Raw genomic sequence first — 26,366 nt, 5'->3', positions numbered from 1 at the left:
GGAAGAACAATGTTTCATCGTATTGAAGAAGCTCTAGAAGATTTAAAACAAGGTAAAGTCGTTATCGTATGTGATGATGAAAACCGAGAAAATGAAGGCGATTTTATTGCTTTAGCAGAGTACATTACACCAGAAACAATTAATTTTATGATTACACATGGCCGTGGTCTCGTTTGTGTACCGATTACAGCAGGGTACGCAGAACGTCTACAATTAGAACCAATGGTATCTCATAATACAGATTCACATCATACTGCGTTTACAGTGAGCATTGACCATGTTTCTACAACAACAGGGATTAGCGCTCACGAACGTGCAACTACGATACAAGAATTGTTAAACCCTGCATCAAAAGGCACTGATTTCAATCGACCTGGACATATCTTTCCATTAATTGCGAAAGAAGGCGGTGTCCTGCGTCGTGCAGGTCATACAGAAGCTGCTGTTGATTTAGCAAAGCTATGCGGTGCCGAACCAGCTGGAGTTATTTGCGAGATTATAAATGAGGACGGCACGATGGCACGTGTACCTGATTTAATAGAATGCGCAAAACAATTTGATATAAAAATGATTACAATAGAAGATTTAATTGCTTACCGCCGCCATCATGAAACACTTGTGACGAGAGAAGTGGAAATTACATTACCTACAGATTTCGGTACTTTCCACGCAATTGGCTATTCTAACTCATTAGATACGAAAGAACATATCGCACTTGTAAAAGGTGATATTTCAACAGGTGAACCGGTACTTGTACGTGTTCATTCTGAATGCTTAACAGGAGATGTATTCGGTTCACATCGCTGCGATTGCGGACCACAACTCCATGCAGCACTTGCTCAAATTGAGCGTGAAGGAAAAGGTGTTCTTCTTTATATGAGACAAGAAGGAAGAGGCATTGGGCTTCTTAATAAGCTTCGTGCTTATAAATTACAAGAAGAAGGATTCGATACTGTAGAAGCAAATGAAAAACTCGGCTTCCCTGCTGATCTTCGTGATTACGGTATCGGTGCTCAAATATTAAAAGATTTAGGTTTACAAAGTTTACGATTATTAACGAATAACCCAAGAAAAATTGCTGGCTTACAAGGTTATGATTTAGAAGTAGTCGAGCGTGTACCGTTGCAAATGCCGGCAAAAGAAGAGAATAAATCGTATTTACAAACGAAAGTAAACAAATTAGGACACTTACTAAACTTATAATTAAAGGAGAGATTTATTATGGTATTCGAAGGTCATTTAGTTGGTACAGGATTAAAAGTTGGAGTTGTTGTTGGACGTTTTAACGAATTTATTACAAGTAAGTTACTTGGCGGCGCTTTAGACGGATTAAAGCGTCACGGTGTAGAAGAAAATGATATTGATGTTGCTTGGGTTCCTGGTGCATTTGAGATTCCTTTAATCGCTAAAAAGATGGCTAGTAGCGGAAAGTATGATGCTGTTATTACATTAGGTACTGTAATCCGAGGTGCTACAACTCACTACGATTACGTTTGTAATGAAGTAGCAAAAGGTGTTGCGTCATTATCACTACAAATGGACATCCCAGTTATTTTCGGCGTATTAACGACAGAAACAATTGAACAAGCGATTGAACGCGCAGGTACGAAAGCTGGTAATAAAGGATATGAATCAGCTGTTGCTGCAATTGAAATGGCTCACTTATCAAAACAATGGGCATAAAAAAAGAGGCTGCGGCCTCTTTTTATTTTTTTACCTTTTTTTGTACATCTTTTATTAATTCATTCATCGTTTTTCCTTCTGTTTTTATATGAAGAGCTTGTGCTGTTCTCCATACATTCTCTCTTTTTTTCGCTTCTTCTATAATAGTAATTTCTTTTCTAACTTCCTTTAAATCTTTTCCTTCCGTTTTCAATCCAAAATGTTCAGCTTTCGTTCGAAAGTGTTGTTCGATTCTTTGTTGCATCTCTTTTTGTTCAGGATTTTCAGCAGCCTTAACTGGATCAGAACTTATTGCTTTTATTAAAATTAAACAAGTCATAATCGCTAATATGTATTTGTACATGTAAAATCCTCCAACCCAATATAAATTACATATTTACTATGTACAACTAGGGCTTGGAAAATTCGTCCACAAAAATTCTTTTTTTCGTTCAAAAACCAATAGCATCAAGCGTTTACAACTATTTATTACATTTTATTTACAAAAAAAGCAAACCCTTTTACAAGTTTGCTTTTTCATCTATCCTATAATGCACATTCTTCAATCTCAAATCCTAAATCTGCAATCATACCCCAGTCCGCAGTCGGCTCTTGTCCAGCTGTCGTTAAGTAGTCCCCGACAAAAATAGAATTTGCTGCAAATAAACCGATTGGCTGTACAGAACGTAAATTGATTTCACGTCCTCCTGAAATACGAATTTCTTTTGTTGGGTTTACAAAACGCATCATTGCCAGTACTTTTAAACATTCTACTGGTTTTAACTCTTTTTGCCCTTCAAGAGGTGTCCCCTTTACAGCAACAAGGAAATTACAAGGGATAGAATCTGCATCTATACGTTGTAATTCAAATGCAATTTCAGCACGCTCTTCAATTGTTTCTCCCATGCCAAAAATCGCTCCAGAGCATGGTGAAATACCAGCTTGTTTTGCTTTTTGAACTGTATCAACACGATCATCGTACGTATGAGTTGAACAAATACTATCGTAATTATTTGCATGTGTATTTAAGTTGTGGTTATAACGATGCACGCCTGCTTCCGCTAAACGTCCTGCTTGATCTTCATTTAAGAAACCTAAACAACAACAAATCTTCAAGTCTGTCGTTTCACGAATTTCCTTAACTGCTCCAATTACGTGATTTACCTCTTTATCCGTCGGACGACGACCAGACGCTACAATACAATATGTACCTGCTTTACGGCGTATTGCTTCATGTGCCCCTTCTACAATCTTCTCCTGCGTTAACCATGCATATTTATCAATCGGTGCTTCTGAAATAATAGACTGTGAGCAATATCCACAATCTTCAGGACATAATCCAGATTTCGTATTAATAATCATATTCAATTTTACTTTCTTACCAAAATGATGATGGCGAATAATGTAAGCTGCATTCATAATTTCTAAAACTTCTGTATCATCAGCTTCTAATATCGCTATTGCATCTTCTTTCGTAATCATCTTCTCTTCCACTACGTCGTATGCTAGTTTTTTCCAATCCTTTTTTGTTTGCACTTGTTTCATTTCATCTCTTCCCCTCTTTTGTTATATGCATAAATAAAGCATGATACGTTGCCATTATCCCTTCATTTCCCGTGAAGTCTCTTTCGTATATGCGTAGCATCGCACGAAAGAGTGAGGGACTTTGACAATATGATCCTTCATTGCTATTAGTTGCTCCTACTTTTCGAATAGAATGCAGAAACTCCTTAACTTCTGTAAAACTCTCTATGTAACATGTTTCAGAAACATGCACCTCCCCTGTTTCTATCTTGCATATATGAAGCAACTGATCTTTTGAATAAAAACGTTGACCAATCGATGTTTCATTTTTTATATTTCTTTCTTCTTTCGCACGTTGGAACGAAGCATGCAATTCTTGAAATGTTTCATGTCCAAACGTTGAAAAGAGTAATATCCCATCTATAGACAAATGTTGAAATAAATTTCTTAACACTTGTTGTAAATTATTTAACCATTGAAATGTAGCATTTGAAATAATGACATCATATGATTCTTCTAATCGTAATCGCTCAATATCTTCACAGTGAAACGTTACATTTTTTACATTTTGTCTAGTTTGCGCAATCGCAATCATACTTTCAGCAAAATCAACTGCTGTAATATGTGCTTTCGGAAATAACTTTGATAATTGCTCTGTTACATAACCCGTCCCGCACCCCAGTTCTAAAATACGTATCGGTGCCGTTTCACTATATCGTTCCTTTAAGATTGAAAGTAATGAATGTGCCATCTTTTTTTGTACATTTGCATATCGATCGTAAGATACGGCTGCCCCATTAAACCGTTTTTGTAGTAACGTTTTGTTGATCATGTCGTATCCCCTCTACAAATTGAATTATCTCATTTGCGCAATATTCAAAATTCGTTACACATAATGCATGCCCTGCTTCACTTACTACTTTCAGCTCGCTGCTGCTATTCTCCGTCATACTACGTGCCGCAGACAATGGGCATATTACATCCTGTTCTCCGTGGATAAGTAGTATAGGTACTTTAATTTCTTTTAGTTCTTCTCTCATATCTGTTTCTATTAAATAATCCAAACCTAGTTGTAAAGACTGAATAGAATCACCTTTAAAATGTTCTACAATGTCCTCAAAGTTTTTGTTCTCTTTTAGCTCATCTTTCGTAAACATATTTTCATAAAACCGCTTGAGCGTATCTTCTTTCCTTCTCGCCAAATTCCTTTTCAGCCGTTCTACATGCAAAGCATTCCATCCATTACTATAGTCGCTCGTATTTGTAAATTTAGCGGTCCCACCAATTAATACGATACCTTTTGCCTCAATCTTTTTATAAGCTTCAACTGCTGTTAACGCTCCTAGTGACCATCCAACTAAAATTACGTTGTCGTTATGCGCTACATCTATAATTCGTTCTGTAAATTCACTTCGTTCTTTCACATTACGCCAATCTATGCATTCAACAGGATATCCTTTAAAATACGGAAGTACTAAATCCCAAATATTCTCTTCCATTCCCCATCCGGGGATAAAAATAATCTTTAGCTCGTTCATACGAAAATCTCCTCTTCTTTCGCAATGTGAATAATTCGGTCAATAGCCCATTTTAAATCAGCTATTGTATGTTGCGATGTAACTGCAAAGCGAATTCGAGAACTATGAACCGGCACAGTTGGCGGACGAATTGCAATGGCCGCAATCCCTGCCTCTTGCAACCTTTTACTAAATCGTAAAGCATGTTCATTTGAACCGACTACAATCGGTACAATATGAGTTGAACTATTCCCAATATCAAAACCAGCATCCCTTAATTTAGTTCTGAAGTATTCTCCGTTTGCTATAAGGTTCTCTCTTCTTTCGTTATCTTCTTTTACAATTTCAATTGCTTTTTGCACTGCTCCTAACGTACTTGGTGGTAAAGCCGTAGTAAAAATAAAGCTTCTCATCATATTTTGTAAATACTCTATATAAATTTCATCGCCTGTCAAATACGCACCATAACACCCTAAAGCCTTGCTAAACGTCCCCATATGTATATCAATTTTTTGAGCAAGTTTTTTTTCTATATGAGATAACCCAGCTCCGCCGATTCCATATATTCCACTCGCATGTGCTTCATCGACTATAATGATTGCCCCGTATTTCTCTTTCAGCTGTACTAAATCTCTCAAATACGCAGTATCACCATCCATACTAAAAACGGTATCTGTTACGATTAATTTCCTTTTTTCAGGCGAAGCCATTTTCAACAGCTTCTCTAAATGATCCAAATCATTATGACGATACCTTTTATGCTCTGCCCCGCTTAATATGATTCCATCAACAATACTTGCGTGATTTAACTTATCACTAAAAACAATATCGTGCCGAGAGGCTAAAGAAGATATGGCACCTATATTTGCCGTATACCCACTATTTACAATTAAAGCTCTTTTAGTACCTTTCCAGTCACATATGCTTCTCTCAACCTCTTCATATAATGGATGATTTCCTACAACGAGACGAGAGGCAGTCGCTCCAGTTCCATATCTTTTTGTACAGGCAATAGCAGCTTCTTTTAACCTTTCATCTCCAGCTAACCCTAAATAATTATTTGACGCTAAATTTAACATCCTTTTTTTATCTCGAATAAGCCAAGTCTCTTCTGCCTTCTCTGTTACATGCAAATCACGATACTGCCCTTGCTCATGTAATTGTTGTAATTTAGATTGAAGGTGCGCCCGCCAATTTTGATTCATTTTGGATAAACTCCTCTAATTTTGAAATCATAATATATTCTTTTGCAGATTCTAATACTTCTTCTTTCGTAAACTCACCTTCAAAGAATGGTAATAATCCTAAAACTGGTACCCCACTCAGCTCTTCAATCATTTCTTTATTTTCTTGCACTCTTTCCATTTCACATTCTTTGCAACCTGATAAAATGACACCCGCTACGGTTAAGCCATGCGCCTTTGCGTAAGCAATCGTTAACACTGTATGATTTACTGTTCCTAATGTAGGACGAGCTACTACAATAAGAGGCAACTGTAATTCTTTTGCAAAATCAATTACTAAAGCATCTTCTGTATATGGGACAGCAAGCCCACCTGCTCCTTCTACAAATAAGCTATTAAACTCTTTTAATAGTTCATTATAGTAATCAGTAATTTCTTTTAACTTTACTACTCTTCCAGCTCTTTTCATGGCAAGTCTCGGAGCAAGTGGTTCTTCAATAGAATAAGGGCAAATTTCATTTTCTTGTGTCGGTACACCTGATAATGCTTTTAACCTTGCTGCATCTCCCTCAGGGTTTGATGCAACATGCCCACTTTGTAACGGTTTATACACCCCTACGTTATATCCTAATTCTCTAAATACACCTGCTATAGCACCTGCAACTACTGTTTTTCCAACTTCAGTATCCGTTGCTGTTATGAAAAAACCACTCATTATTCTCCCTCCGTAACATCCGAGATTGCCTTATATAAAATGCGTAACATATCATCAATCTCTTCAAAAGTAGAAGCAAGTGGCGGCATAAATACAATCGTGTTACCTAGCGGTCGTAAAATCATACCCAGCTCTCTTGAGCGTTTACATACTTGAACACCGATCCTCTCTGTCCAGTCAAACGCTTCTTTCGTTTCCTTATTCTTCACAAGCTCAATACCAACCATTAATCCGCACTGACGAATATCACCTACATGTTTATACGCAAAGAGCTTTTCTAATTGCGCTGCCACATAATCCGTTTTACGTGCCACTTCTTCTATTAAATTTGTTTTTTCATATAGTTCTAGATTCGCGATTGCTACCGCACACCCTAACGGATTGCCTGTGTAGCTATGTCCATGAAAAAATGTTTTTTGTTCTTCATATTCTCCTAAGAAGGTATTATATATTTCATCTGTCGTTACCGTAACTGCAATTGGTAAATATCCACCTGTTAAACCTTTCCCAGCAGTTAAAATGTCTGGCGTCACATTTTCATGTTCACACGCAAACATTTTCCCTGTACGCCCAAATCCAGTCGCTACCTCATCTGTAATAAATAATACATTGTACTTAGTACATAAATCGCGCAGTCCTTTTAAATATCCTTTTGGCATTGTAATCATCCCGCCAGCACCTTGCATTAATGGCTCTACAATGATGGCAGCTACTTCTTCATGCTTTTCTTTCAACAATTCTTCCATTTCTTCTAAATGGCTTTTTACAATTTCCTCCTTATTATTTCCGTAAGGAGAACGATATGTATATGGATACGGCATTTTAATCGCATCAAATAAGAGCGAACTATACACTTGGTGAAACAAGTCTATTGCTCCTACCGAAACAGCTCCAATTGTATCACCGTGATATGCTTCTTTTAATGTAACGAATCTTTGTTTCTTTGGTTTCCCTTTATGCTGCCAATATTGGAAAGCCATCTTAATTGCAATTTCAACAGCCGTAGAACCTGAATCAGAATAGAATACCTTCTTCAATCCATCTGGTACAACCTCAATAATTTTTTCTGCTAATAAAATAGATGGAACGTTAGCAAGTCCTAACATAGTAGAATGAGCAATTTTATTTAATTGCTCACGAATTGCTTCATCTAATTCCGGTACTTGATGTCCGTGAACATTTAACCATATAGATGAAACACCATCCCAATATTCATTACCATTTACATCGTATAGCTTTCTTCCCTCTCCACGTTCAATAATGACAGGATCTTCTTCTAAATAATCTTTCATTTGTGTAAATGGGTGCCATACGTAAGCTTTATTTTTCTCTGCTAATTCTTCATATGTATAAGATGATTTTTCAATCGTTTTACTTTTTATTGTCACAATTGCCACCCCTAATGTTAACTTATTTATAAATATAGTTAACATTAAATCCGAATGACTGTCAATTATTTTAAAATCAAATAGTTCTTAAAAAAGAACAACTTATCATACGATAAGTTGTTCTACTTTCCATGCTGTATCTTTCCAATTTCTAAAATAATTTCTTCATCTTTTTTCCCCTCTGTATCAATTCCAAGTTGCTTAGCGTGCTCAATTAATAAATCATGACGCTTCTCAAACCTAGCGGTATTTACTTCTTTCGTAACCTCTTCTTTTGTTTTCCCCTCAGTAGAAACTCCTAGTTTCTCTGCTGCTTTTTCCATTGATTTCTTCTCTTCTATTTCTTTTACTTTCTTCACTTCTGACTGTTGTATTTGCTTTTGTTTCAACTGCTGTGATTCAGCCGCAAAAGCTGTGTAAATTCCAGCACTTCCGCCAACGACTAGTAAGATGGTAAAAAGAATTATTTTTTTCTTCACTCTTTCCTCCCCTTTCAAATTCATTATAACGTACAAAATTAGAGCTTTAAAACAATTATCCTTTATTTCCCTAAAAAAACATTTAATATTTTTATTGACATGTAAGATGAAAATATGATAAAAATTTAACTAACATCATATGAATCGGCGTTGATAGGATTTAGTAGTATTTCGATTTCTGATTTCAGAGAGCTGGTGGTCGGTGCGAACCAGTACAGAGCGAATTATGAATTACCCCCTGGAGCTTCTTTTACGAAACGTGAGGAGTAGTGAAAGACGGTTATAGACCGTTATGTCTAAAGAGTGGTGAAACGACACTGTTTCACAATTTAGGGTGGTACCGCGAATTTTTCGTCCCTGCATATATTGCAGGGGCGTTTTTTATTTTATAAGCGCATATCATATGACCCTTTATTTTGTGATACATTCATTTCACAAGCTAGGGTGGTACCGCGATTTCTTCGTCCCTGCATAATTATATGCAGGGACGTTTTTTTATCCAATCATTTCCGCATCATATAGAAGAACTAACAATTACCGGTAATTTGTCACAAAATTCTAAATTTTAGAAGGAAATATACAATATTGGCGAATTTTATATAAAAAAGAGCTATTTCACATTACTTAGGAGGGGAAAACAATGGTTTCAAAAATTGAGTCTGTTCTTTTAACAATTTTTATCTTTTTCTGTATTGGTTTTAGTGTTATTCAATTAGAAGTTTCACCACACATCCCAATTTTATTTGGTATCGTTCTTTTATTAGCATTTGGATTCTTAAAGAAAATCTCTTGGTCTACTATGGAGAAAGGGATGATTAGTAGTATTTCAGCTGGTATTCCATCTATATTTATTTTCTTACTTGTAGGTGTATTAATTAGCGTTTGGATCGCAGCTGGAACTATTCCGACTTTAATGGTATACGGCTTCCAACTTGTATCTCCAAAAATTTTCGTTCCAACTGTTTTTGTTGTTTGTGCAATTGTTGGAACGAGTATCGGTAGTGCTTTTACAACTGCTGCAACTGTAGGACTTGCCTTTATGGGAATGGGTACTGCCCTTGGATACGATCCAGCTCTTATTGCTGGTGCAATTATTTCTGGTGCATTCTTCGGAGATAAAATGTCTCCTTTATCTGATACAACAAACTTAGCGCCTGCTGTAACGGGTGTAGATTTATTTGAACATATTCGTAACATGCTTTGGACAACAGTTCCAGCTTTCATTATTGCTTTTATCGCATTTTTCATTTTAGGAAGCGGATCTGGTGGAAACGTTGATTTCTCAGCATTTATTAACACACTAGAAAAAAATGCAACGATTTCTATCGTTACACTGATTCCTATTTTATTACTGTTCCTATTCGCATTTAAAAAGGTACCCGCAGTTCCAACATTACTTGCAGGAATTGTGGTAGGGATTATTATTCTCTTTATTTTTAAACCTAGCACTTCTTTAGCTGATTTAATAAAAATTATGCAAGACGGTTACGTTTCTAAAACTGGTATCAAAGACATTGACAGCTTATTATCTCGCGGTGGCCTGCAAAGTATGATGATGTCAATTGCTCTTATTTTCCTAGCTCTTTGTATGGGAGGATTATTACAAGGAATGGGTATTATAGCGCAGCTGATGAATATTATCTCTAGCTTCGTAAAAACTAGTACACGCTTAATTATTTCTACTGCTTCAACTGCAATTGGTGTAAACTTCTTACTTGGTGAGCAGTACTTATCCATCGTTTTAACAGGACAAGCATTTGCTAATAAATACGATGAAGTCGGTTTAGAACGTCGTAATTTATCACGAGTATTAGAAGATGCTGGTACAGTAATTAACCCACTCGTACCATGGGGTGTCAGTGGCGTATTCTTAACAAACGTTCTTAGCGTTCCAACATTCGATTACCTGCCATACGCAATCTTCTGTTTAGCTTGTCCAGTCGTAACCATTATCGTCGGCTTTACTGGATTCGGTCTTTCATGGAAAAAAGAAAAAGCAGTACCAGTTTCATAATATAACAAAAAGGATTACCAAATCGGTAATCCTTTTTATATTTCTCGACTATCTATTCGCTTTCTTTCTTCTAAATAACATAAGTAATCCCGCTCCAACAAACGCAAGACCAGCTCCAATTGTAGAAGCAATACTTGCACCTGTTTTCGGTAAATCACGTTCATCTTTTTCAGCTTCTTTATTTTCACTTACAGTTGTTGTTTCTTTTGTATTTTGATCATCTGTTGTAGTTTGTCCAGATCCAGTAGTGTTTCCATCTTGCTTTGGTTCATTACCATTATTACCTTCTTCTGTTGGTGGTGTTGGTTTTTCTTCATTACCTGTTGGCGGTGTTGTTGGGTTTTCTCCATCACCTTTTGGTGGTGTTGTTGGATTTCCTTCACCAGTTTCTTTATCATCATTCTTCTTCGTTATATCAATTGCATATTTAGCAAATTCATTTTCAGATGGTCCAACATATGAAATCTTTCCATCTGCCTTTATATACTTTTGTGCATTTGGTGAAGAATCAAATGTTGTATTTAATTTATCTGCAACAATCGGTTTAAACGTCCAATTTTGATCAGCTGCTGGATTAATAACTGGTGTTTCTTGCATATACTTCACAATAATTTGACGTGTTTCATCTTGCGATTGGTAAATAACTTCTCCTTTACTTACACCAGGGAACGTTTTACTGCTACCGCGATAATTATTTGTAGCAACGATGAACTTTTGATCATCAGCTACTGGCTTACCTTCATATGTCATATTTACAATACGATTCGTATTTGCATTTACAACTTTTCCATCTTTATCGTATTTCGCCGGTTGTGTTACATCAATTTCGTATTTTAAGCCATCTAAAATATCGAAGTTATATGTAGGATAGCCTATATTTACTAACGGCTGTTCTTCTGTTTTCTTTGGATCAATTTGATTAAACTGACCTGCAGACATTTCAAGCCATTCTTTCACTTGTGCCCCATTTACTTTTACAGCATATAACGTATTTGGATATACGTATAAATCTGCAACGTTTTTAATCGCTAACGTTCCAGCTGGAATATCAGTATAATATGTTGCACCGTTTCGGCCACCTGCTTTAAATGGTGCACCTGCAGATAAAACCGGAATATCTTTAATCTTTTCATACTCTGGTTTTTTAAGTTCTTGTTCTACATACCATTTTTGCGCATTTGTCACAATTTGTACGGAAGGATCATCTTGTACTAATGAAAAATAACTATTAATTGGTGCAGTTGTTTTACCTACAGCTGTATTCACATAATCGATTGTCGCTTGATGATCATCTTTAATTTCATTAACTAGTTTTTGATCAGATTCTACTAATGGATTACCTTTACTATCAGCAATCGGACGAAGTTGCGGCTTAGACTGATCTTTTTGCACTTCCCATTTTCCGTTTACCTTTTTCAATTGCATATCAATAATACCTAAGTTACTACCAAAAACACCAGGCATTACAACTGGAACACCATTAAATACATCCTTCACTTCGGTATGTGAATGTCCCATTAATACTGCATCTACGCCAGGAACTTGTGTTGCTAAATAAAACGATGCATTTTCCATTCCTTCGTTGTATCCACTCTTATCAACACCTGAATGCGCTAGTGCAACTATAATATCCGCACCTTGCGCCTTCATTTCCGGAACTAATTTTTTCGCTGTTTGCACAATATCTTTTGCCTTTACTTTTCCTTCTAAATTCGCTTTATCCCAATTCATAATTTGTGGTGGAACAAATCCCATTACACCAATTTTCACTATTTGTTTTTGGCCTGCTTCATCCACTACTTCTTTCTCTAAAATATGATATGGTCTATCAAAGTAATGCTCGTCATTCTCATCATTACCATCATGGTCATCTATATAGACATTCGAGTTAATAACCGGGAAATCCGTTTTTTCAATCACTTTGTTTAGGTAATCTAAACCGTAGTTAAATTCATGATTCCCAAGAGAGATGACGTCATACTTCATTAAATTCATTAAACGATATAATGGATGTGTATAACTAGGATCCACACGATTCTTCGGATCTTTTATTTTATTCGCTACATAATCTCCAAGCGGTGTCCCTTGTAATGCATCCCCATCATCAAATAGGACAGAGTTTTTCGCTTCTTCACGTGCTTTATTAACAAGTGTTGCCGTTTGTACGAGACCTACTTTATTATCTGTTTTCGTTTGATAATAATCGTAATTCATTAAGTTAACGTGAATATCTGATGTTTCTAGAATTCGTAAGTTAACTGTACTCTCCCCAGTGTTCTCATCTGCATGAGCTGTTGCTGGCATTACTTGCGGTGCTATAACACCAATCGCAAGAGTTGCTCCAGCTAGCATTTTTTTTGACTTTTTCACAAAAAATCCCCCTTATACAATTACCAGAAATAATGAAATGAATCCCTATCTGTCTCTAACCACATACCTTTTTTCTTCTATTAGAGACACAATTTTCATTTCACCCTGCGCTAACGAGTAGTCCCCTTAAACGCCCGATTGATGATGACTAACAATTAATAGGAAATAAAGCTCCCACTAATTAAAGTTTCACCTTATCTGACATTATCATATATAAAGTTCTTTCCTATCGTCAATATTTTTTGACAAACTTCAACAAATTTTCTGTAAAGTTATTATAAACTTTTCATAAACATATAATATGCCCTTACATTGCTAATACTGCTGAATATGATACAATTACCAATTACAAGGAGGATGAATTTATGAAAAAAGTCATCTTAACAATTGTTTGTCTCCTCCTTCTGATCATTTCTTATTCTTATTTTGAAAAGAACGACGAGACAAAACAAAATGAATCTGAAGAAAAAACAGAAAAAACATCTGCTCCAAATTGGATTGATAAGCAAACAAACGAATCTTTTTATCATCTTGTATTAGGTGATTCACTCGCTAAAGGATATGGATCGACACAAGGTGGGTTTGCTGAATTAGCTTCTAAGCAAATAGAAGCACAAATTCACAAACCAATTACAGTAGAAAACCTTGGGGTAAACGGTCTTACAACAGATCGTCTCGCAAAAAAAGTTCAATCAGAAGATGTAAAGGAAAAAATTAGAGCAGCAAATATAATTACAATTAATATTGGAGGAAATAATTTATTTCGTTTAAATCGTGATGTTGGTGTTATAGATGGTATAAAAATGTTAAATAAAGAAAAAGCCCATTTTGAAGCGGATATAAAAAGTATTGTAAAGACAGTTCGAGATCAAAATCCTGACGCTTTACTCATTCTCTCAGAACTCTATAATCCGTTACAACTCGATGACTCCATCGCAAGTTATGCAGATATGTTTTTAGATGGCTGGAATGAATCTGTTTATTCCATTTCCAAAGCAAATCAACCATCTATCGTTTTACCAATTCGCAAATTAATATCGAATGATAAAAAAGAGTTATTATTTGACCAAGTACACCCAAATGATAACGGCTATGCGATTATTGCCAATACATTTACAAAGCAAGTGTTATCCTACAAATATTAAAGCGACCATGAAACAATTCTATTTTTATAACATGTCTTTTTTGTTACAATGATAGTGGAAGGGGGCCTTTATATGGAATCACGCGAGTGGGAACGTATTGTTGATCATCTTCTTTCGCTAGTGCCTCTTTTTTATCGCAAATTTATGCTTCCTGGAGAATTTTCTTCTCAAAGACATATGCCGCCATCACATACACAAGTATTACTGCTTTTGCATGAAAACGGCACATTAGCAGTTTCCGAAATCGGCAAGCGGCTAGCGATTTCACGGCCTAACATGACACCTCTATTAAACAAACTTATTCAAGAAGAACTAATAGAGCGTCATTATAGCGAAAAAGATCGACGGGTCATTTTAATTTCTCTAACAGCTGAAGGGAAATTATTAGTAAATCAGTATCAGCAATTCATTTTAGACAAACTAAAAGAAAATTTCCAAACATTATCTGAGGAAGAGCGCGAAAAGCTCATTCATTCTCTTCAAACCATTCAAAATTTAATTTTGAAAACAAACGTATAAAGCTGCTTCTAAATAGAAGCAGCTTTATGATTCGTAATAGTTACCATAGTATACATTGGAATATGGCCATGTTGTTAAATATGGTTTTTTTTCCTGCGTAGGCTGTTGTGTTGGTAATTGTGGTATTTGTGATAATTGCTGTAATTGTTGTTGCCGATATAATTCGTATTGTCTACTCGTATCATAAACCGGATAATAACTTACATATGGATATACTTGAGGTACGTAATAATAATACATTATCCTCTCCTCCTTTTTCTTAAACATATTCAAAGGAGAAAATGAATGTGACATTGTTTATAATTGTACAAGTGGTTCTCTCACTCGTTTCTTCCTTTTCTTCAAACGTAACTTACGGTTCTTTTCGTATAAATAATGCACAACGAAATATGAAATGAGACCAAACCCAACTCCTAAAATCGTCATTCCAATTAATACATACACTTCACTTTGTAATAAGCTCTTTAATATCGTAAAAATGTGACTTGAAAACAAGTCCGATATCGTAAATGGTTCATGTTGAATTTTCTGTACATGAAATGGATAAATCATTTTTCCTAGCGCATACGCAAGCGGAAATAAAAATACTGGGAGAAACGATATTTTCCCAATAATATTGCCAATAACTGCCGCAGGAAAAGATCCCTTTGCTAACCTGACGATTGGATAAAATATTACATATACGAGCGATGCCGTATAAATGACTAACATTTCTAAGCCGAATCCTATAGCAAACCCTAACGATACTTTCTTTGCGCCTTCTGGCGATCGAAGCAACTTATAATATTGAAACTTTAATATTCTCCACATCCGCTGAAAAAACGAATATGTTTTCTTAGTTGTTTTCACCCTCATCATCTCTTTAACTATATTTTTATATGTAGTATGTCCTTACACACTCTGAACAACAAATTTAGTTTTCTCTTTTATTATAAATGATATCAAAATGGTTAACCAAATATACATCCAACATTTTAATATAAAAAAACCTCCCTTTTAGGAAGGCTCTTCTACATTTTTAAATAAACTCACTAATAACGCTTTTTGAGCATGCAATCGATTACCAGCTTGCTCAAAGACGATAGACTGTGGTCCATCTATAATTTCTCCTGTTACTTCTTCTTCACGATGGGCAGGTAAACAGTGTAAGAAACGATATGTTTGCTTCGCATGCTTAACAAGTTCGTCATTGATTTGGTAAGGTTGAAATAAAGTATATTTCTCTTTTTCGCCCTCTTGCCCCATGCTCATCCAAACGTCAGTATAAATGAAATCTGCTTCATTCACCGCTAATTCAGGATCATGCAAAACTTCAATTTCAGCTCCTGTTTCCTTGGCAATCGCTAACGCTTTTTTTACAATCTCTTCATTCGGTTCATATCCTACAGGCGTTGCAACAGTCATATGCATTCCGACTTTTGCACTCGCTAGCAACAATGAATGACATACATTATTTCCGTCACCTACGTAAGCCAATTTTATTCCTTTAAATGTATTTGTTTCTTCATATATCGTCATGAGGTCTGCCAATGCTTGACAAGGATGATGATCATCCGTTAAACCGTTAATAACAGGAATACTCGATTCTTTTGCAAGCTCTTCTACATCCGCGTGTGAAAATGTACGTATCATGATCCCGTCAATATACTGTGATAATACTTTCGCAGTATCTGAAACGGTTTCTCCTCTTCCCATTTGCATCTCTTTCCCACTTAAAAACATACCATGTCCCCCGAGTTGTACCATTCCCGCTTCAAAAGATACACGAGTACGAGTTGAATGCTTATCAAAAATAAGCCCTAATATTTTGCCTTGTAATAAAGGCTCTTGCTTATTCTTTTTTAAATATATAGCGAACTCAATTAATGAAATGATTTCTTCTTGCGTCAATTCTTCTAATGTTAAAAGATCTTTCGTATTTAATTTTGGTACTTGTACAGTTGACATGAAACTTCCCCCTTATATAATTGATACGTTTTTTGTAAAAACTACTTTTTTTATTATATATACTGCCTGTTCTAACTCTTCATTCGTGACAATGAGTGGCGGTAATAGTCTTATAACATTAGGCCCTGCTTGTAATACGAGAAGTCCTTCGTTTTCTAGTTGCTCTATAAAACTTGCAACTTCATGCTTACACTCAATCCCAATCATAAGCCCTTTACCACGTATATTTTGAATACATTCGACATGCTGTAATTCCTCTTGCAACTTCTGTAATACGTACTCGCCCTTTTCCTTTACTTCTTTTAAAAACGATGGTTTCTTAGTTATTTGCAATACTTCTTTCGCTGCAGCCATTGCAATATAATTTCCACCAAACGTTGAACCGTGTGATCCTGCAGGAAACGATGTTCCAAGTTCTTTCCGGCCAATCATTGCTCCGACAGGAATCCCATTCCCAAGTGCCTTTGCAACGGTAACGATATCAGGCTCTATTCGCACTTGTTCATAAGCGAATAGTGTTCCAGTTCTTCCTATCCCCGTTTGAACTTCGTCTATAATAAATAAGGAACCGAACTTATTACATAATGTTTCAATCTCTTTCAAAAAAGATAGATCAGCAGGTATCACTCCTCCCTCTCCTTGAACAACTTCTACCATTACCGCCGCAACTTCTTCATTCATTACTTCCTCTAATGCTTTAATATCGTTAAAAGGGATATGTAAAAAAGATGGAAGTAATGGACCAAATCCTTCTTTTACCTTATCTTGGCCCGTTGCACTCATCGTTCCAAATGTTCTACCGTGAAAAGACTGCTGGCATGTTACGACGAGAGATTTTCCAGTATGCTTACGTGCTAACTTTAAAGCCGCTTCATTTGCCTCTGCCCCACTATTACAGAAAAACACATAATCTAATGCTCTATTTTCTGTTAATAATGACGCAACTTCTTCTTGTAAGCTGTTTGTAAACAGGTTAGATATATGCCATATATCATCAAGTTGCTCTTGTACACTTTTGAAAACAGTAGGGTGACAATGTCCTAAATTACATACGCCAATTCCTGATGTAAAATCTAAATATTGCTTACCTTTATTATCAATAACTTTCGTTCCAGTTCCCTTTACAAACTCAATAGTTCTTCTGCCATACGTTTGAAAAAGATGACTCGTCATACAATACTCACACCTTTCGTTACCGTCGTTCCAATACACTCTCCCGTAACCTCAGTAAAATCTTTTGTACCATTCACAATACTTATCTTTTGCACTCCCATTTTTAATGATGCTAGTGCCGCCTGTACTTTCGGAATCATCCCACCTGTAATAACACCTGTTTCTATAAAAGTAGCAATTTCAGATTCATCCGTTTCCTTTACCAAATTCCCTTCATGTAATATTCCATCTACATCCGTAATAAAAACAAGCTCTTTTGCCCCTAACGCGGCCGCAATCCCAGCTGCAGCATTGTCCGCATTTATGTTATAAATTTCATTACCATTTACCCCGATTGGAGCAATAACAGGAATATAATTCATATTCATTACCCCTTTTAGTAAGGACGTTTCGACATAACTTACTTCTCCCACATATCCTATCTCCTCGTTGACAGGTTGAATTTGAAGTAAATTGCCGTCACACCCTGAACAACCTACCGCAAGTAAATTGTGCTTTTGTAAATTCATTACGAGTTTTTTATTCGTACTTCCGCATAGCACCATTTGAACAATATCCATAACTTCTTTTGGTGTTACGCGTAATCCATCTCTTTTTTCTACGTTGATGTTACAATCTTTTAATTTGGCATCAATTTCTGGCCCACCACCATGGACAATCACTACTTTATACTTCTGCTGTAATTTCTTTATACAATCAAAAAACACATCATTTAATTGATCCAACATACTACCGCCGCATTTCACTACAATATAATCGCTCATCTTCCCTCTCCTTATGTACGATAACAAGCGTTTATTTTCACATATTCATAGCTTAAGTCACAGCCCCAAGCTGATCCTGTCTCTTCTCCTAAATGTAAATACACATCAATCATAATTTCATGTTCTTTTAATTTCATTTCCATTTCCTCTTCAGAAAACATTTGAGGTTCACTATTTTTCAGCACCGTAATAGATTGAAGAGTAATATCAATTGTATTTGGGTTAATCGTGACTTCACTTTGTCCAATACTGCTAATAATTCGCCCCCAGTTTGGGTCTTCACCATGTATTGCTGTTTTCACAAGACTCGAACCGACTATTTTCTTTGCAATTTTCTTTGCCTCTTCATTCGTTCGAGCTCCTAACACATTTACTTCTATTAACTTCGTAGCGCCCTCACCATCTTGTGCGATTTTTTTCGCTAAATCTTCACATACCTTCTGTAAAGCAAATACGAAAGTTTCCCAATCTGCATGTTCCATATTGATTGGTTTCGTTTCTGATAATCCACTTGCCATAACGATGACCATGTCATTCGTAGAAGTATCTCCATCTACCGTAATTTGATTAAATGTACGATTCGTTATTTGTGATAATGCTGTTTGCAATTCTTCATGTTCTATATTGGCATCTGTCGTAATAAAACTAAGCATCGTTGCCATATTCGGATGAATCATCCCTGAACCTTTTGCAACACCAGCAATCGCCACTTTCTTCCCATCAATAATCATTTCATAGCAAGTTTCTTTCGTTATAAGATCCGTCGTTAAAATTGCTTCCGAAAAAGAATATGATTCACTTTCTTCCTTCGTCGGTATAAGAGTTGCAACTCCCTTTCGGATTATATCCATCGGCAGCGGAACACCAATTACACCTGTTGAGGCTATTGCAACGTAGTTTTCTTTCATCCCAAAATGTTCTGCCCCTAATGCGCGCATCTCGTAAGCATCTTGCAATCCTTTCATTCCTGTACAAGCATTTGCATTTCCACTATTAACGATAATAGCTTGTAATTTCCCCTCAGCCGTTATACTATCCTTCGTTACTTGCAAGGGGGCTGCTTGTATTTGATTCGTTGTATACACAGCGGCACATGATGCTGGTACATCACAAACGATGGCACCTAAATCCTTTTTCTCCTTTTTCAAACCATTTGCAGTACCAATTGCCGAAAAGCCTTTCGGCGTTACAATTGAACCATTTTCTAATTTTGTAATAGACGCTACTTTAATCATCATGTCCCCCTTATGGATAAAGCGGCATATGTTGTAAACCTGTTGTCTCTTCTAGTCCCGCTATTATGTTTGCATTTTGCATCGCTTGCCCAGCCGCGCCTTTCATCATATTGTCTATAACAGAAACGACCGTAACTCTTTCTGTTCTTTCATCGTAAGCTATGCCAATATCACAATAATTTGAGCCTCTCACTTCCTTTGGACTTGGAAATTTGCCTTGCGTACAAATTCGGATGAAAGGCGATTGTTCATACGTTTCTTCATACAATTTTTGAAGTTGCTTTATTTCCATCTTTTGTTTTACTTTTGCATAAAGTGTAATCATGATTCCTCGTGATATCGGTATTAAATGTGTGCTAAATGTAATTGGCTGTAATTCACTATTCCATTCTGTAAGCATTTGCTCAATCTCTGGAACGTGCTGATGCTGGTTTACTTTATAGATATGTAAGTTATCGTATAGCTCAGGAAAATGAGTCATTGTTGTTGGTGTTTTTCCTGCTCCTGATACCCCTGATTTCGCATCAATAATAATCGAATCTTCTTCAATCATGCCGCTACGTACTAACGGCGCTATCGCTAGCAATGTGGCTGTAGCAAAACATCCTGGGTTTGCAATTAAATTTGCATTTTGAATCTCAGACCTTTTCCATTCACTTAACCCATACACTGCTTTTCTAAGAATTTCTTCTTTCGCTGCTGGCCTTTTATACCACAGTTCATATGACGAAGGATCTATCATACGAAAGTCTCCAGATAGGTCAATTACTTTTAAACCTTCTGCTAATAACTTGGGAGTTAACTTCGCCGATACTCCTGCTGGTGTTGCTAGAAATACAATTTCTGCTTCTTTCCCTATTGTCTCCACATCAATTTCTTGTAACGTATGAACGAGAACATTTCGAAGGTGTGGATATACATTTGTTATACACTCACCAACTTGTGAAAAAGAATGAAGAGATGCTATAGAAAAATATGGATGTTGTTCTAATAAACGAATTAACTCAATGCCCCCATATCCAGTGGCTCCAATAATTGCGACTTTCATAAGTTCCTCCTCATATTGATTCTTTAAATTAAGTATGATTATAATATTGTATATTTATAGAGTCAATTAAATATTTATAAATTTTTAAAACTAAAAAAACTTAATTTTACTAGAAAAACAATATGCACAACCGAATTTTTATACACAAATAGTGCATGGTAGTTTTTTTATTTCACTTCAAGTACAATAAAACAATACATACGTACATACAGGCGGGAAAAAATATGAACGAAAAATTAATTGAGAAAATGATTATAAAAAGTTTTCAACAATATCAATGCAGTCCAATATCAAAAGAAGATCGGGAAATGCTAGTGAAACATATTCAAACGGTGACTCATTCAAATATTGAAATTGATTTATACGAGGAGATTGAGGATATTGTTTATGATTATGTGACTGGAAAACAATAAAAAATAGGAGATTTCCATGTGGAAATCTCCTATTTTTTACTTAATGATTTACCTGCTACACGTTCAAATAAACCTGGGAATAAAGCATAAAGTTTCGGGCCAATTCCCATCCACTTCGGTAAGTTTACTTCACGTTTTTTCGTGTGCATCGACTTTACGATTTGTTCTGCTACGTATGTTGGTTTTAACATGTAACGTCCCATATTCTTTACATATGTACCAGATTGATCCGCTATTTCAAAAAAGTTTGTATCTATCGGACCTGGATTAATTGCTGTAACATAAATATGTGTATTCGCTAATTCCATGCGTAAACTATTCGTAAAACCTAATACAGCATGTTTCGTTGCTGCATAAGCACTCGATTTCGGAGTTGCAATTTTTCCAGCAAGTGAAGCAATATTAATAATATGTCCTTCGTTCTTGTTTACCATATAAGGTAGTACCGCTTTCGTACATGCTACTAATCCAAATACATTTACTTGGAACATATCTTTTACTTCATCCATTGACGCATCTTCAAACGTTTTAAAAATACCAAATCCCGCGTTGTTTACTAATATATCAATACGTCCTACTTCTTGTAATACCTTTGAAAAAACAGACTGTACTTCTATCTCTTCACTTACATCTAATACATAATAATAGCAAGGCGTATTATAAGTTTCTTTAATTTTGTCTACTAACGCTTGTAGTTTCTCTTCTGTTCGAGCCATTAATACGGGAGTCGCTCCCTGTGCTGCAACTTGCATTGCAACTTGCTCACCAATCCCACTAGAAGCACCTGTAATGACGATTACTTTATTTTGTAAACGTCCTGTCATTGCTGTCACCTACTTTGCATAATAAATCAATCGTTGCGATGACTCATCAATCATCACTTGTTGATTATATGCTAAATAGTCCAATTGTCCAACCGTTTCTGAAATAGTAAGTGGTAACTGTTCTTTATATAATACCGGAAATAGTTTTACACATACTTCAAATGCTGTCATTGGTTTTTCCTTTAATAACTCAAGCACTTTAAAAGCACGTGTTTCTTGCTTTTGTAATCTCGTTTCAATAAGTTGTTTCACATTTAGAACATCTTCCCCATGCCCTGATAAAATGCGTGAAATATTCATTTCGCTTAAACGCTGTAATGTTTGATTATATTGTAGTAATGGGCGTGCCCGCTCTGTTTGCCCTTCATATGGCGGTTCTAGTATTGGATTCGAAGAAATATGACTAATGAGAGCATCTCCACCAATTAATATTCCATCAGATTCTCTATATAAAGAAATATGAGTAGAAGCATGACCTGGTGTTTCAAGTACTATAAATCCAGGCAAAGAATCAATACGATCTCCTTCTCTGACAGTATGCGTTAACGATCTATTACAAGAATATTTAAGTGTCCTCGTCGTCAATAACGACTCGTCTTTCAAAAATGCTGCTGGCACACCAAACTGTAAGGCCGTCTCTCTAAAAAATTCATGATACCGCTTTAAAAATTCTGGATTTTGTGTAATCCAAGGCTCATTCCAAGGATGTCCAATAATATTCGTCTTCTCAGAAAATATATTTAAAAGTCCACAATGATCTGCATGATGATGCGTAATGACTACTGTTTCAATTTCTTCTATCGTATGCCCTAATGCACCTAATTGACTTTCTAACGCATTCCTTGCCTCTTCTGTATTCGTCCCTGTATCAATTAATGTTAATGTCTCCCCCTCAACTAAAAACACATTCACAGTTTCCACTGCAAATGGTACAGGAATCTCCATTCGGTGAATCGCCGTCATGCTTAGCCCCCCTGTCTCTTTCCGGTTCAAAAATGAATACTTCTTCAGTTTACAACTTCTATATATATTTGTCATTATTTTCAGACAAAAAGAGGTGTTTCCTATAAAAAAACGAATGTATGTACATTTATAAGAATTTCTAACCAAAATTAAAGGAGGAACATCATGTCTATTCAAAACATTTCCTTTCTCGGTGCAGGCTCTATTGCCGAAGCTATTATTGGTGGCTTGTTACATGCAAATGTCGTTAAAGGTGAACAAATTACTGTAAGTAATCGTTCTAACGAGACAAGATTACAAGAGCTACATAAAAAATACGGTGTCAAAGGTACTCATAATAAAAAAGAATTACTTACTGATGCAAATATTCTTTTTCTAGCAATGAAACCAAAGGATGTTGCAGAGGCGCTTACCCCTTTTAAAGAATACATAAATAATAACGTGCTTATTATTTCATTACTAGCAGGTGTTTCTACTGACTCAATTAGAAAACTACTTCAAAAAGACATTCCAATTATTCGTGCAATGCCAAATACATCCGCAGCCATTTTAAAATCAGCTACCGCTATCTCCCCTTCAAAACATGCAACAGCGGAGCATATTCGCACTGCAACATCTTTATTTGAAACGATTGGTCTCGTCTCTGTTGTAGAGGAAGAAGATATGCATGCTGTCACTGCATTATCCGGAAGTGGACCTGCTTATATTTATTACGTAGTGGAAGCTATGGAAGAAGCTGCAAAAAATATTGGTTTAAAAGAAGATGTTGCAAAATCACTTATTCTTCAAACGATGATTGGTGCTGCTGAAATGCTAAAAGCAAGTGACAAACACCCTTCTATTTTGCGAAAGGAAATTACTTCTCCTGGTGGAACTACCGAAGCAGGTATTGAAGTATTACAAGAACATAAATTTCAACAAGCACTTATTTCTTGTATTACACAGGCAACGAAACGATCACATAACCTTGGAAAAACATTAGAACAACTAACAAAAGAAAAATAGAAAAAGGAGCTCAAGTTTATTTGAGCTCCTTTTTCTATAATTACACTTAGTTATTGTTCTTCCCAAAAATCTCTTCTTGCAGGCGACGACCAGTTGGCGTTGCTGCAAGTCCACCTTCTGCTGTTTCACGAAGTGCTACTGGCATCGTTTGTCCGATTCTAAACATTGCCTCAATTACTTCATCACATGGAATTGTACTCGTTACACCAGCTAATGCTAAATCTGCTGAAATCATCGCATTTGCAGCTCCTGCTGCATTACGTTTTACACAAGGTACTTCTACAAGTCCTGCAACAGGATCACACACTAAACCAAGCATGTTCTTTAATGAAATTGCCATCGCTGTAGCTGCTTGATCTTGTGTTCCACCAGCCATCTCAACTGCAGCTGCAGCCGCCATTCCACTTGCTGAACCAACTTCAGCTTGGCATCCTCCCGCTGCACCAGAAATACAAGCGTTATTCGCAACAACCATACCGAAAGCTCCTGCTGTAAATAAGAATTCAATCATTTCTTCACGTGTAGGCTGCAATTTTTCTCTTAGTGCAAATAGTACACCTGGCACTGTTCCAGCAGACCCTGCTGTTGGTGTTGCACAAATAATTCCCATCGCCGCGTTTACTTCATTTGTTGCAACAGCTTTGCTTACTGCGTCCAAAATCGTATCTCCTGATAAGCCTTTTCCGCTCTTCATATACGCTTGAACTTTTACAGCATCTCCACCAGTTAAACCAGTTGGTGATTTCACGCCGCGAATACCACGTTCTACTGCTTGCTCCATCACTACTAAGTTCTTTTCCATACCAGCAATTACTTCTTCACGTGAAATACTTCTTGTTTCCATTTCACATTGAATCATAATTTCTGCGATTTTTACATTTTGTTCTTTAGCTTGCGCCACTAGTTCCGCTGCGTTCCGAAACATGGTGTGTCCCCCCTGCAATTATTCCATAATAGTTACTTGACAAATATTTTGTTGCGCTTTTATTTCTTCAATTACTTCATCTGCTAATAATTCATCTGTTTCAATGACCATAAGTGCTCTTCTTCCTTTTTCTTTACGAGAAACACTCATTGTACTGATGTTAATCTCATGTTTCGCAAGGATTGAAGCTACCGCTGCAATAGCACCGAAGCGATCGTTATTTACAATAAGTAGTGCTGGGCTCGTGCCTGATAATTGAAGATCGAATCCGTTTAATTCTACAACTTCAATTTTACCGCCACCAATTGAGCAAGCAACAACTTCAATTTCATCTTCACCTTTATACAAACGAATTCTCGCTGTATTTGGGTGAGGTGCATTGGCATCTTCTTCAATGAATTCCACTTCAATTTCGCGCTCTTTTGCTATTTCTAGCGCCTCTGGAATACGTAAGTCATCTGTTTCAAATCCTAATATTCCACCGATTAGTGCTACATCCGTACCATGCCCTCGATACGTCTTTGCAAATGATCCATATAACGAAATGCTTACTCTTTCTGGTTCATGACGAAACAGCTGGCGAGCAACTTGCCCCATTCTTGCTGCGCCTGCTGTATGTGAACTTGATGGTCCAATCATAACAGGACCGATAATATCAAATACTGAGCGATACTTCATCATAACTCCCCCTAAACCTCTATGAAAAAAATTTATTCTACTATTCTATTAAGCTGCTACATCTGTCGCTTTTCCAGTTGTACCACGAATTTGTTCTGCTGTACGAATTGGATAGTTTTGAATAAAAGTAATCCAATATAATCTGAAATAATACCAGTTATCATAATACATAAGAATCTTAGTATTATTTTTATAAAAAAATGATATAAGATAATCCACAATAAAGTCTGGTAGCAATCCAAAGTTTAACACAGAAGCCATTGGAAGCATAGCATAAACAAGTGATATAACCATTGCTAATGCAACTAAATTTGCACCCGCTATTCCGCCTATACTACCTGCTGATGTTCTGAACTCTTTTAAAGAGTGGTGTACCAATTAAATCTCCACCACCTTATTAATAAAAAGCTTCTACTAAGGAACTCGCAATAGATACACTTGCTAATCATATCGTTTAGATAAAAAGTGAAAAAGACTTATGACAAATAATAGTAATATCTTTCCTATTATAATTCTCGTGTTACTCTCTCATGATTTAGTCAACTTCACTTGTTACGATAATGACTAAAATACATGTGACTTATCATAAATTATAATCTGCCCTCATTATAGCTTGTTTTTTATAAAACGCTTACTTTTGTTGAATTTTAAAAGTTCTGAATAAAAGTCCATTTCTGCTATTTGTATCACTTGTATGTCATCTGACTTATATAACAGTTTTTCTAAATAATCATTATTTCGTATTTTTATCCTATATATTCAAACCATCCTAATCTTCTGTATCATCCAAGTATAAGTATAAAATAATAACAGTTTTATTTTTAAATTTTTTTAGACATAAAAAAATGGTAACCCGCCGTTACCATTTTTTACG

The 26,366-nt window shown here is 36.1% G+C and carries 28 protein-coding genes and 1 other annotated feature; of the genes, 7 read left to right on the top strand and 21 right to left on the bottom strand.

What is annotated here, in order from left to right:
- Positions 1 to 9: 9 nt before the first annotated feature.
- Both ribBA and ribH read left to right on the top strand, forming a co-directional pair.
- On the top strand, positions 10 to 1,203 hold the full coding sequence (gene ribBA, locus ACTFRH_RS15990) for a bifunctional 3,4-dihydroxy-2-butanone 4-phosphate synthase/GTP cyclohydrolase II (protein WP_000468985.1): 1,194 nt from the start codon (positions 10 to 12) through the stop codon (positions 1,201 to 1,203).
- An 18-nt stretch (positions 1,204 to 1,221) separates the two neighbouring features.
- Positions 1,222 to 1,683 (top strand): 6,7-dimethyl-8-ribityllumazine synthase, encoded by a 462-nt coding sequence (gene ribH, locus ACTFRH_RS15985; protein ID WP_000230895.1) that lies wholly within the window; start codon positions 1,222 to 1,224, stop codon positions 1,681 to 1,683.
- Positions 1,684 to 1,705: 22 nt separating this feature from the next.
- Here the strand turns inward: ribH and ACTFRH_RS15980 are convergent, their stop codons facing one another.
- The 8 genes from ACTFRH_RS15980 to ACTFRH_RS15945 form a co-directional block, all read right to left on the bottom strand.
- The gene (locus ACTFRH_RS15980) at positions 1,706 to 2,026 is read right to left on the bottom strand and encodes a hypothetical protein (protein WP_000280032.1); all 321 of its coding nucleotides are present in this window, start codon (positions 2,024 to 2,026) and stop codon (positions 1,706 to 1,708) included.
- 182 nt (positions 2,027 to 2,208) lie between these two features.
- Complete coding sequence (bioB, locus tag ACTFRH_RS15975; protein ID WP_000815835.1) at positions 2,209 to 3,207, bottom strand: biotin synthase; 999 nt, start codon at positions 3,205 to 3,207, stop codon at positions 2,209 to 2,211.
- Position 3,208: 1 nt separating this feature from the next.
- Complete coding sequence (gene bioC, locus ACTFRH_RS15970; protein ID WP_000608901.1) at positions 3,209 to 4,018, bottom strand: malonyl-ACP O-methyltransferase BioC; 810 nt, start codon at positions 4,016 to 4,018, stop codon at positions 3,209 to 3,211.
- On the bottom strand, positions 3,984 to 4,724 hold the full coding sequence (locus ACTFRH_RS15965; RefSeq protein WP_001004162.1) for an alpha/beta fold hydrolase: 741 nt from the start codon (positions 4,722 to 4,724) through the stop codon (positions 3,984 to 3,986). Before ACTFRH_RS15965 ends, bioC begins: the two co-directional genes overlap by 35 nt.
- A complete protein-coding gene (bioF, locus tag ACTFRH_RS15960; RefSeq protein WP_001075422.1) occupies positions 4,721 to 5,908 on the bottom strand; it encodes an 8-amino-7-oxononanoate synthase in 1,188 nt (395 codons plus the stop codon). The genes ACTFRH_RS15965 and bioF overlap by 4 nt, the downstream gene beginning before the upstream one ends.
- On the bottom strand, positions 5,874 to 6,602 hold the full coding sequence (bioD, locus tag ACTFRH_RS15955) for a dethiobiotin synthase (RefSeq protein WP_000012472.1): 729 nt from the start codon (positions 6,600 to 6,602) through the stop codon (positions 5,874 to 5,876). Before bioD ends, bioF begins: the two co-directional genes overlap by 35 nt.
- A complete protein-coding gene (gene bioA, locus ACTFRH_RS15950; RefSeq protein WP_002164169.1) occupies positions 6,602 to 8,035 on the bottom strand; it encodes an adenosylmethionine--8-amino-7-oxononanoate transaminase in 1,434 nt (477 codons plus the stop codon). Before bioA ends, bioD begins: the two co-directional genes overlap by 1 nt.
- A gap of 77 nt (positions 8,036 to 8,112) precedes the next feature.
- On the bottom strand, positions 8,113 to 8,469 hold the full coding sequence (locus ACTFRH_RS15945) for a hypothetical protein (RefSeq protein ID WP_000726885.1): 357 nt from the start codon (positions 8,467 to 8,469) through the stop codon (positions 8,113 to 8,115).
- A 141-nt stretch (positions 8,470 to 8,610) separates the two neighbouring features.
- Positions 8,611 to 8,831, top strand: a binding site (T-box leader).
- Positions 8,832 to 9,109: 278 nt separating this feature from the next.
- Between ACTFRH_RS15945 and nhaC the strand changes: the two genes are divergently transcribed.
- Positions 9,110 to 10,483: a Na+/H+ antiporter NhaC gene (gene nhaC, locus ACTFRH_RS15940; RefSeq protein ID WP_000253730.1), complete on the top strand. Its 1,374-nt coding sequence runs from the start codon at positions 9,110 to 9,112 to the stop codon at positions 10,481 to 10,483.
- A 48-nt stretch (positions 10,484 to 10,531) separates the two neighbouring features.
- Here nhaC and cpdB read toward each other — a convergent pair whose 3' ends face one another.
- A complete protein-coding gene (cpdB, locus tag ACTFRH_RS15935; RefSeq protein ID WP_000748641.1) occupies positions 10,532 to 12,853 on the bottom strand; it encodes a bifunctional 2',3'-cyclic-nucleotide 2'-phosphodiesterase/3'-nucleotidase in 2,322 nt (773 codons plus the stop codon).
- 365 nt (positions 12,854 to 13,218) lie between these two features.
- Here cpdB and ACTFRH_RS15930 point away from each other — a divergent pair, with 365 nt between their 5' ends.
- Positions 13,219 to 13,998: a GDSL-type esterase/lipase family protein gene (locus tag ACTFRH_RS15930; RefSeq protein ID WP_000755850.1), complete on the top strand. Its 780-nt coding sequence runs from the start codon at positions 13,219 to 13,221 to the stop codon at positions 13,996 to 13,998.
- A 72-nt stretch (positions 13,999 to 14,070) separates the two neighbouring features.
- Entirely contained in the window at positions 14,071 to 14,517 is a 447-nt protein-coding gene (locus tag ACTFRH_RS15925; RefSeq protein ID WP_000445819.1) for a MarR family winged helix-turn-helix transcriptional regulator, read from the top strand.
- Positions 14,518 to 14,541: 24 nt separating this feature from the next.
- Here ACTFRH_RS15925 and ACTFRH_RS15920 read toward each other — a convergent pair whose 3' ends face one another.
- The 7 genes from ACTFRH_RS15920 to argC form a co-directional block, all read right to left on the bottom strand.
- On the bottom strand, positions 14,542 to 14,757 hold the full coding sequence (locus ACTFRH_RS15920; RefSeq protein WP_000291961.1) for a hypothetical protein: 216 nt from the start codon (positions 14,755 to 14,757) through the stop codon (positions 14,542 to 14,544).
- Between the two features lie 57 nt (positions 14,758 to 14,814).
- Positions 14,815 to 15,375: a DUF2062 domain-containing protein gene (locus ACTFRH_RS15915; RefSeq protein ID WP_033672806.1), complete on the bottom strand. Its 561-nt coding sequence runs from the start codon at positions 15,373 to 15,375 to the stop codon at positions 14,815 to 14,817.
- Between the two features lie 138 nt (positions 15,376 to 15,513).
- Positions 15,514 to 16,464: an ornithine carbamoyltransferase gene (argF, locus tag ACTFRH_RS15910; RefSeq protein WP_000108892.1), complete on the bottom strand. Its 951-nt coding sequence runs from the start codon at positions 16,462 to 16,464 to the stop codon at positions 15,514 to 15,516.
- A gap of 12 nt (positions 16,465 to 16,476) precedes the next feature.
- The gene (locus ACTFRH_RS15905; RefSeq protein WP_000200542.1) at positions 16,477 to 17,637 is read right to left on the bottom strand and encodes an acetylornithine transaminase; all 1,161 of its coding nucleotides are present in this window, start codon (positions 17,635 to 17,637) and stop codon (positions 16,477 to 16,479) included.
- Positions 17,634 to 18,401, bottom strand: a complete 768-nt coding sequence (gene argB, locus ACTFRH_RS15900) for an acetylglutamate kinase (protein WP_001286778.1) — start codon at positions 18,399 to 18,401, stop codon at positions 17,634 to 17,636. Before argB ends, ACTFRH_RS15905 begins: the two co-directional genes overlap by 4 nt.
- 11 nt (positions 18,402 to 18,412) lie before the next feature.
- Entirely contained in the window at positions 18,413 to 19,636 is a 1,224-nt protein-coding gene (argJ, locus tag ACTFRH_RS15895; protein WP_000598381.1) for a bifunctional glutamate N-acetyltransferase/amino-acid acetyltransferase ArgJ, read from the bottom strand.
- A 10-nt stretch (positions 19,637 to 19,646) separates the two neighbouring features.
- A complete protein-coding gene (gene argC, locus ACTFRH_RS15890; RefSeq protein ID WP_000861255.1) occupies positions 19,647 to 20,684 on the bottom strand; it encodes an N-acetyl-gamma-glutamyl-phosphate reductase in 1,038 nt (345 codons plus the stop codon).
- Between the two features lie 224 nt (positions 20,685 to 20,908).
- Here argC and ACTFRH_RS15885 point away from each other — a divergent pair, with 224 nt between their 5' ends.
- Entirely contained in the window at positions 20,909 to 21,097 is a 189-nt protein-coding gene (locus tag ACTFRH_RS15885; RefSeq protein WP_001003225.1) for a YqzH family protein, read from the top strand.
- A 29-nt stretch (positions 21,098 to 21,126) separates the two neighbouring features.
- Here the strand turns inward: ACTFRH_RS15885 and ACTFRH_RS15880 are convergent, their stop codons facing one another.
- Both ACTFRH_RS15880 and ACTFRH_RS15875 read right to left on the bottom strand, forming a co-directional pair.
- Positions 21,127 to 21,921 carry an SDR family NAD(P)-dependent oxidoreductase gene (locus tag ACTFRH_RS15880; RefSeq protein WP_000147790.1) on the bottom strand — a complete coding sequence of 265 codons (795 nt, stop codon included), beginning with the start codon at positions 21,919 to 21,921 and terminating at the stop codon, positions 21,127 to 21,129.
- Positions 21,922 to 21,930: 9 nt separating this feature from the next.
- On the bottom strand, positions 21,931 to 22,884 hold the full coding sequence (locus ACTFRH_RS15875) for an MBL fold metallo-hydrolase (RefSeq protein WP_000125121.1): 954 nt from the start codon (positions 22,882 to 22,884) through the stop codon (positions 21,931 to 21,933).
- 165 nt (positions 22,885 to 23,049) lie between these two features.
- On the opposite strand from ACTFRH_RS15875, the gene proI reads away from it, so the two are divergent.
- The gene (gene proI / locus ACTFRH_RS15870; RefSeq protein ID WP_000027247.1) at positions 23,050 to 23,889 is read left to right on the top strand and encodes a pyrroline-5-carboxylate reductase ProI; all 840 of its coding nucleotides are present in this window, start codon (positions 23,050 to 23,052) and stop codon (positions 23,887 to 23,889) included.
- Positions 23,890 to 23,935: 46 nt separating this feature from the next.
- Here proI and sdaAA read toward each other — a convergent pair whose 3' ends face one another.
- The 3 genes from sdaAA to ACTFRH_RS15855 are packed head-to-tail and all read right to left on the bottom strand — an operon-like array spanning position 23,936 to position 25,870.
- Positions 23,936 to 24,814, bottom strand: a complete 879-nt coding sequence (gene sdaAA, locus ACTFRH_RS15865; protein ID WP_000489461.1) for an L-serine ammonia-lyase, iron-sulfur-dependent, subunit alpha — start codon at positions 24,812 to 24,814, stop codon at positions 23,936 to 23,938.
- Between the two features lie 18 nt (positions 24,815 to 24,832).
- A complete protein-coding gene (sdaAB, locus tag ACTFRH_RS15860; RefSeq protein ID WP_000877445.1) occupies positions 24,833 to 25,492 on the bottom strand; it encodes an L-serine ammonia-lyase, iron-sulfur-dependent subunit beta in 660 nt (219 codons plus the stop codon).
- Positions 25,493 to 25,540: 48 nt separating this feature from the next.
- Positions 25,541 to 25,870: a hypothetical protein gene (locus tag ACTFRH_RS15855; RefSeq protein ID WP_003302503.1), complete on the bottom strand. Its 330-nt coding sequence runs from the start codon at positions 25,868 to 25,870 to the stop codon at positions 25,541 to 25,543.
- Positions 25,871 to 26,366: the final 496 nt, after the last annotated feature.

Source organism: Bacillus cereus group sp. MYBK216-1, assembly GCF_051916495.1.
Lineage (GTDB): Bacteria > Bacillota > Bacilli > Bacillales > Bacillaceae_G > Bacillus_A > Bacillus_A thuringiensis_K.
Note: the sequence above shows the minus strand (reverse complement) of the source record. Positions and strands in the feature narration are given on the sequence as shown.

Bases quoted from the DNA above. Each gene is read 5' to 3' on its own strand.
- ribH (WP_000230895.1), top strand. From the start codon at position 1,222: ATGGTATTCGAAGGTCATTTAGTTGGTACAGGATTAAAAGTTGGAGTT.
- ribBA (WP_000468985.1), top strand. From the start codon at position 10: ATGTTTCATCGTATTGAAGAAGCTCTAGAAGATTTAAAACAAGGTAAA.
- argJ (WP_000598381.1), bottom strand. From the start codon at position 19,636: ATGATTAAAGTAGCGTCTATTACAAAATTAGAAAATGGTTCAATTGTA.
- ACTFRH_RS15930 (WP_000755850.1), top strand. From the start codon at position 13,219: ATGAAAAAAGTCATCTTAACAATTGTTTGTCTCCTCCTTCTGATCATT.
- argB (WP_001286778.1), bottom strand. From the start codon at position 18,401: ATGAGCGATTATATTGTAGTGAAATGCGGCGGTAGTATGTTGGATCAA.
- ACTFRH_RS15980 (WP_000280032.1), bottom strand. From the start codon at position 2,026: ATGTACAAATACATATTAGCGATTATGACTTGTTTAATTTTAATAAAA.
- bioD (WP_000012472.1), bottom strand. From the start codon at position 6,602: ATGAGTGGTTTTTTCATAACAGCAACGGATACTGAAGTTGGAAAAACA.
- ACTFRH_RS15920 (WP_000291961.1), bottom strand. From the start codon at position 14,757: ATGTATTATTATTACGTACCTCAAGTATATCCATATGTAAGTTATTAT.
- sdaAB (WP_000877445.1), bottom strand. From the start codon at position 25,492: ATGAAGTATCGCTCAGTATTTGATATTATCGGTCCTGTTATGATTGGA.
- ACTFRH_RS15880 (WP_000147790.1), bottom strand. From the start codon at position 21,921: ATGACAGGACGTTTACAAAATAAAGTAATCGTCATTACAGGTGCTTCT.
- ACTFRH_RS15875 (WP_000125121.1), bottom strand. From the start codon at position 22,884: ATGACGGCGATTCACCGAATGGAGATTCCTGTACCATTTGCAGTGGAA.
- ACTFRH_RS15905 (WP_000200542.1), bottom strand. From the start codon at position 17,637: ATGACGAGTCATCTTTTTCAAACGTATGGCAGAAGAACTATTGAGTTT.
- sdaAA (WP_000489461.1), bottom strand. From the start codon at position 24,814: ATGTTTCGGAACGCAGCGGAACTAGTGGCGCAAGCTAAAGAACAAAAT.
- ACTFRH_RS15925 (WP_000445819.1), top strand. From the start codon at position 14,071: ATGGAATCACGCGAGTGGGAACGTATTGTTGATCATCTTCTTTCGCTA.
- bioC (WP_000608901.1), bottom strand. From the start codon at position 4,018: ATGATCAACAAAACGTTACTACAAAAACGGTTTAATGGGGCAGCCGTA.
- proI (WP_000027247.1), top strand. From the start codon at position 23,050: ATGTCTATTCAAAACATTTCCTTTCTCGGTGCAGGCTCTATTGCCGAA.
- argC (WP_000861255.1), bottom strand. From the start codon at position 20,684: ATGAAAGTCGCAATTATTGGAGCCACTGGATATGGGGGCATTGAGTTA.
- bioB (WP_000815835.1), bottom strand. From the start codon at position 3,207: ATGAAACAAGTGCAAACAAAAAAGGATTGGAAAAAACTAGCATACGAC.
- bioF (WP_001075422.1), bottom strand. From the start codon at position 5,908: ATGAATCAAAATTGGCGGGCGCACCTTCAATCTAAATTACAACAATTA.
- argF (WP_000108892.1), bottom strand. From the start codon at position 16,464: ATGTCAACTGTACAAGTACCAAAATTAAATACGAAAGATCTTTTAACA.
- ACTFRH_RS15965 (WP_001004162.1), bottom strand. From the start codon at position 4,724: ATGAACGAGCTAAAGATTATTTTTATCCCCGGATGGGGAATGGAAGAG.
- ACTFRH_RS15915 (WP_033672806.1), bottom strand. From the start codon at position 15,375: ATGATGAGGGTGAAAACAACTAAGAAAACATATTCGTTTTTTCAGCGG.
- bioA (WP_002164169.1), bottom strand. From the start codon at position 8,035: ATGTTAACTATATTTATAAATAAGTTAACATTAGGGGTGGCAATTGTG.
- nhaC (WP_000253730.1), top strand. From the start codon at position 9,110: ATGGTTTCAAAAATTGAGTCTGTTCTTTTAACAATTTTTATCTTTTTC.
- ACTFRH_RS15885 (WP_001003225.1), top strand. From the start codon at position 20,909: ATGAACGAAAAATTAATTGAGAAAATGATTATAAAAAGTTTTCAACAA.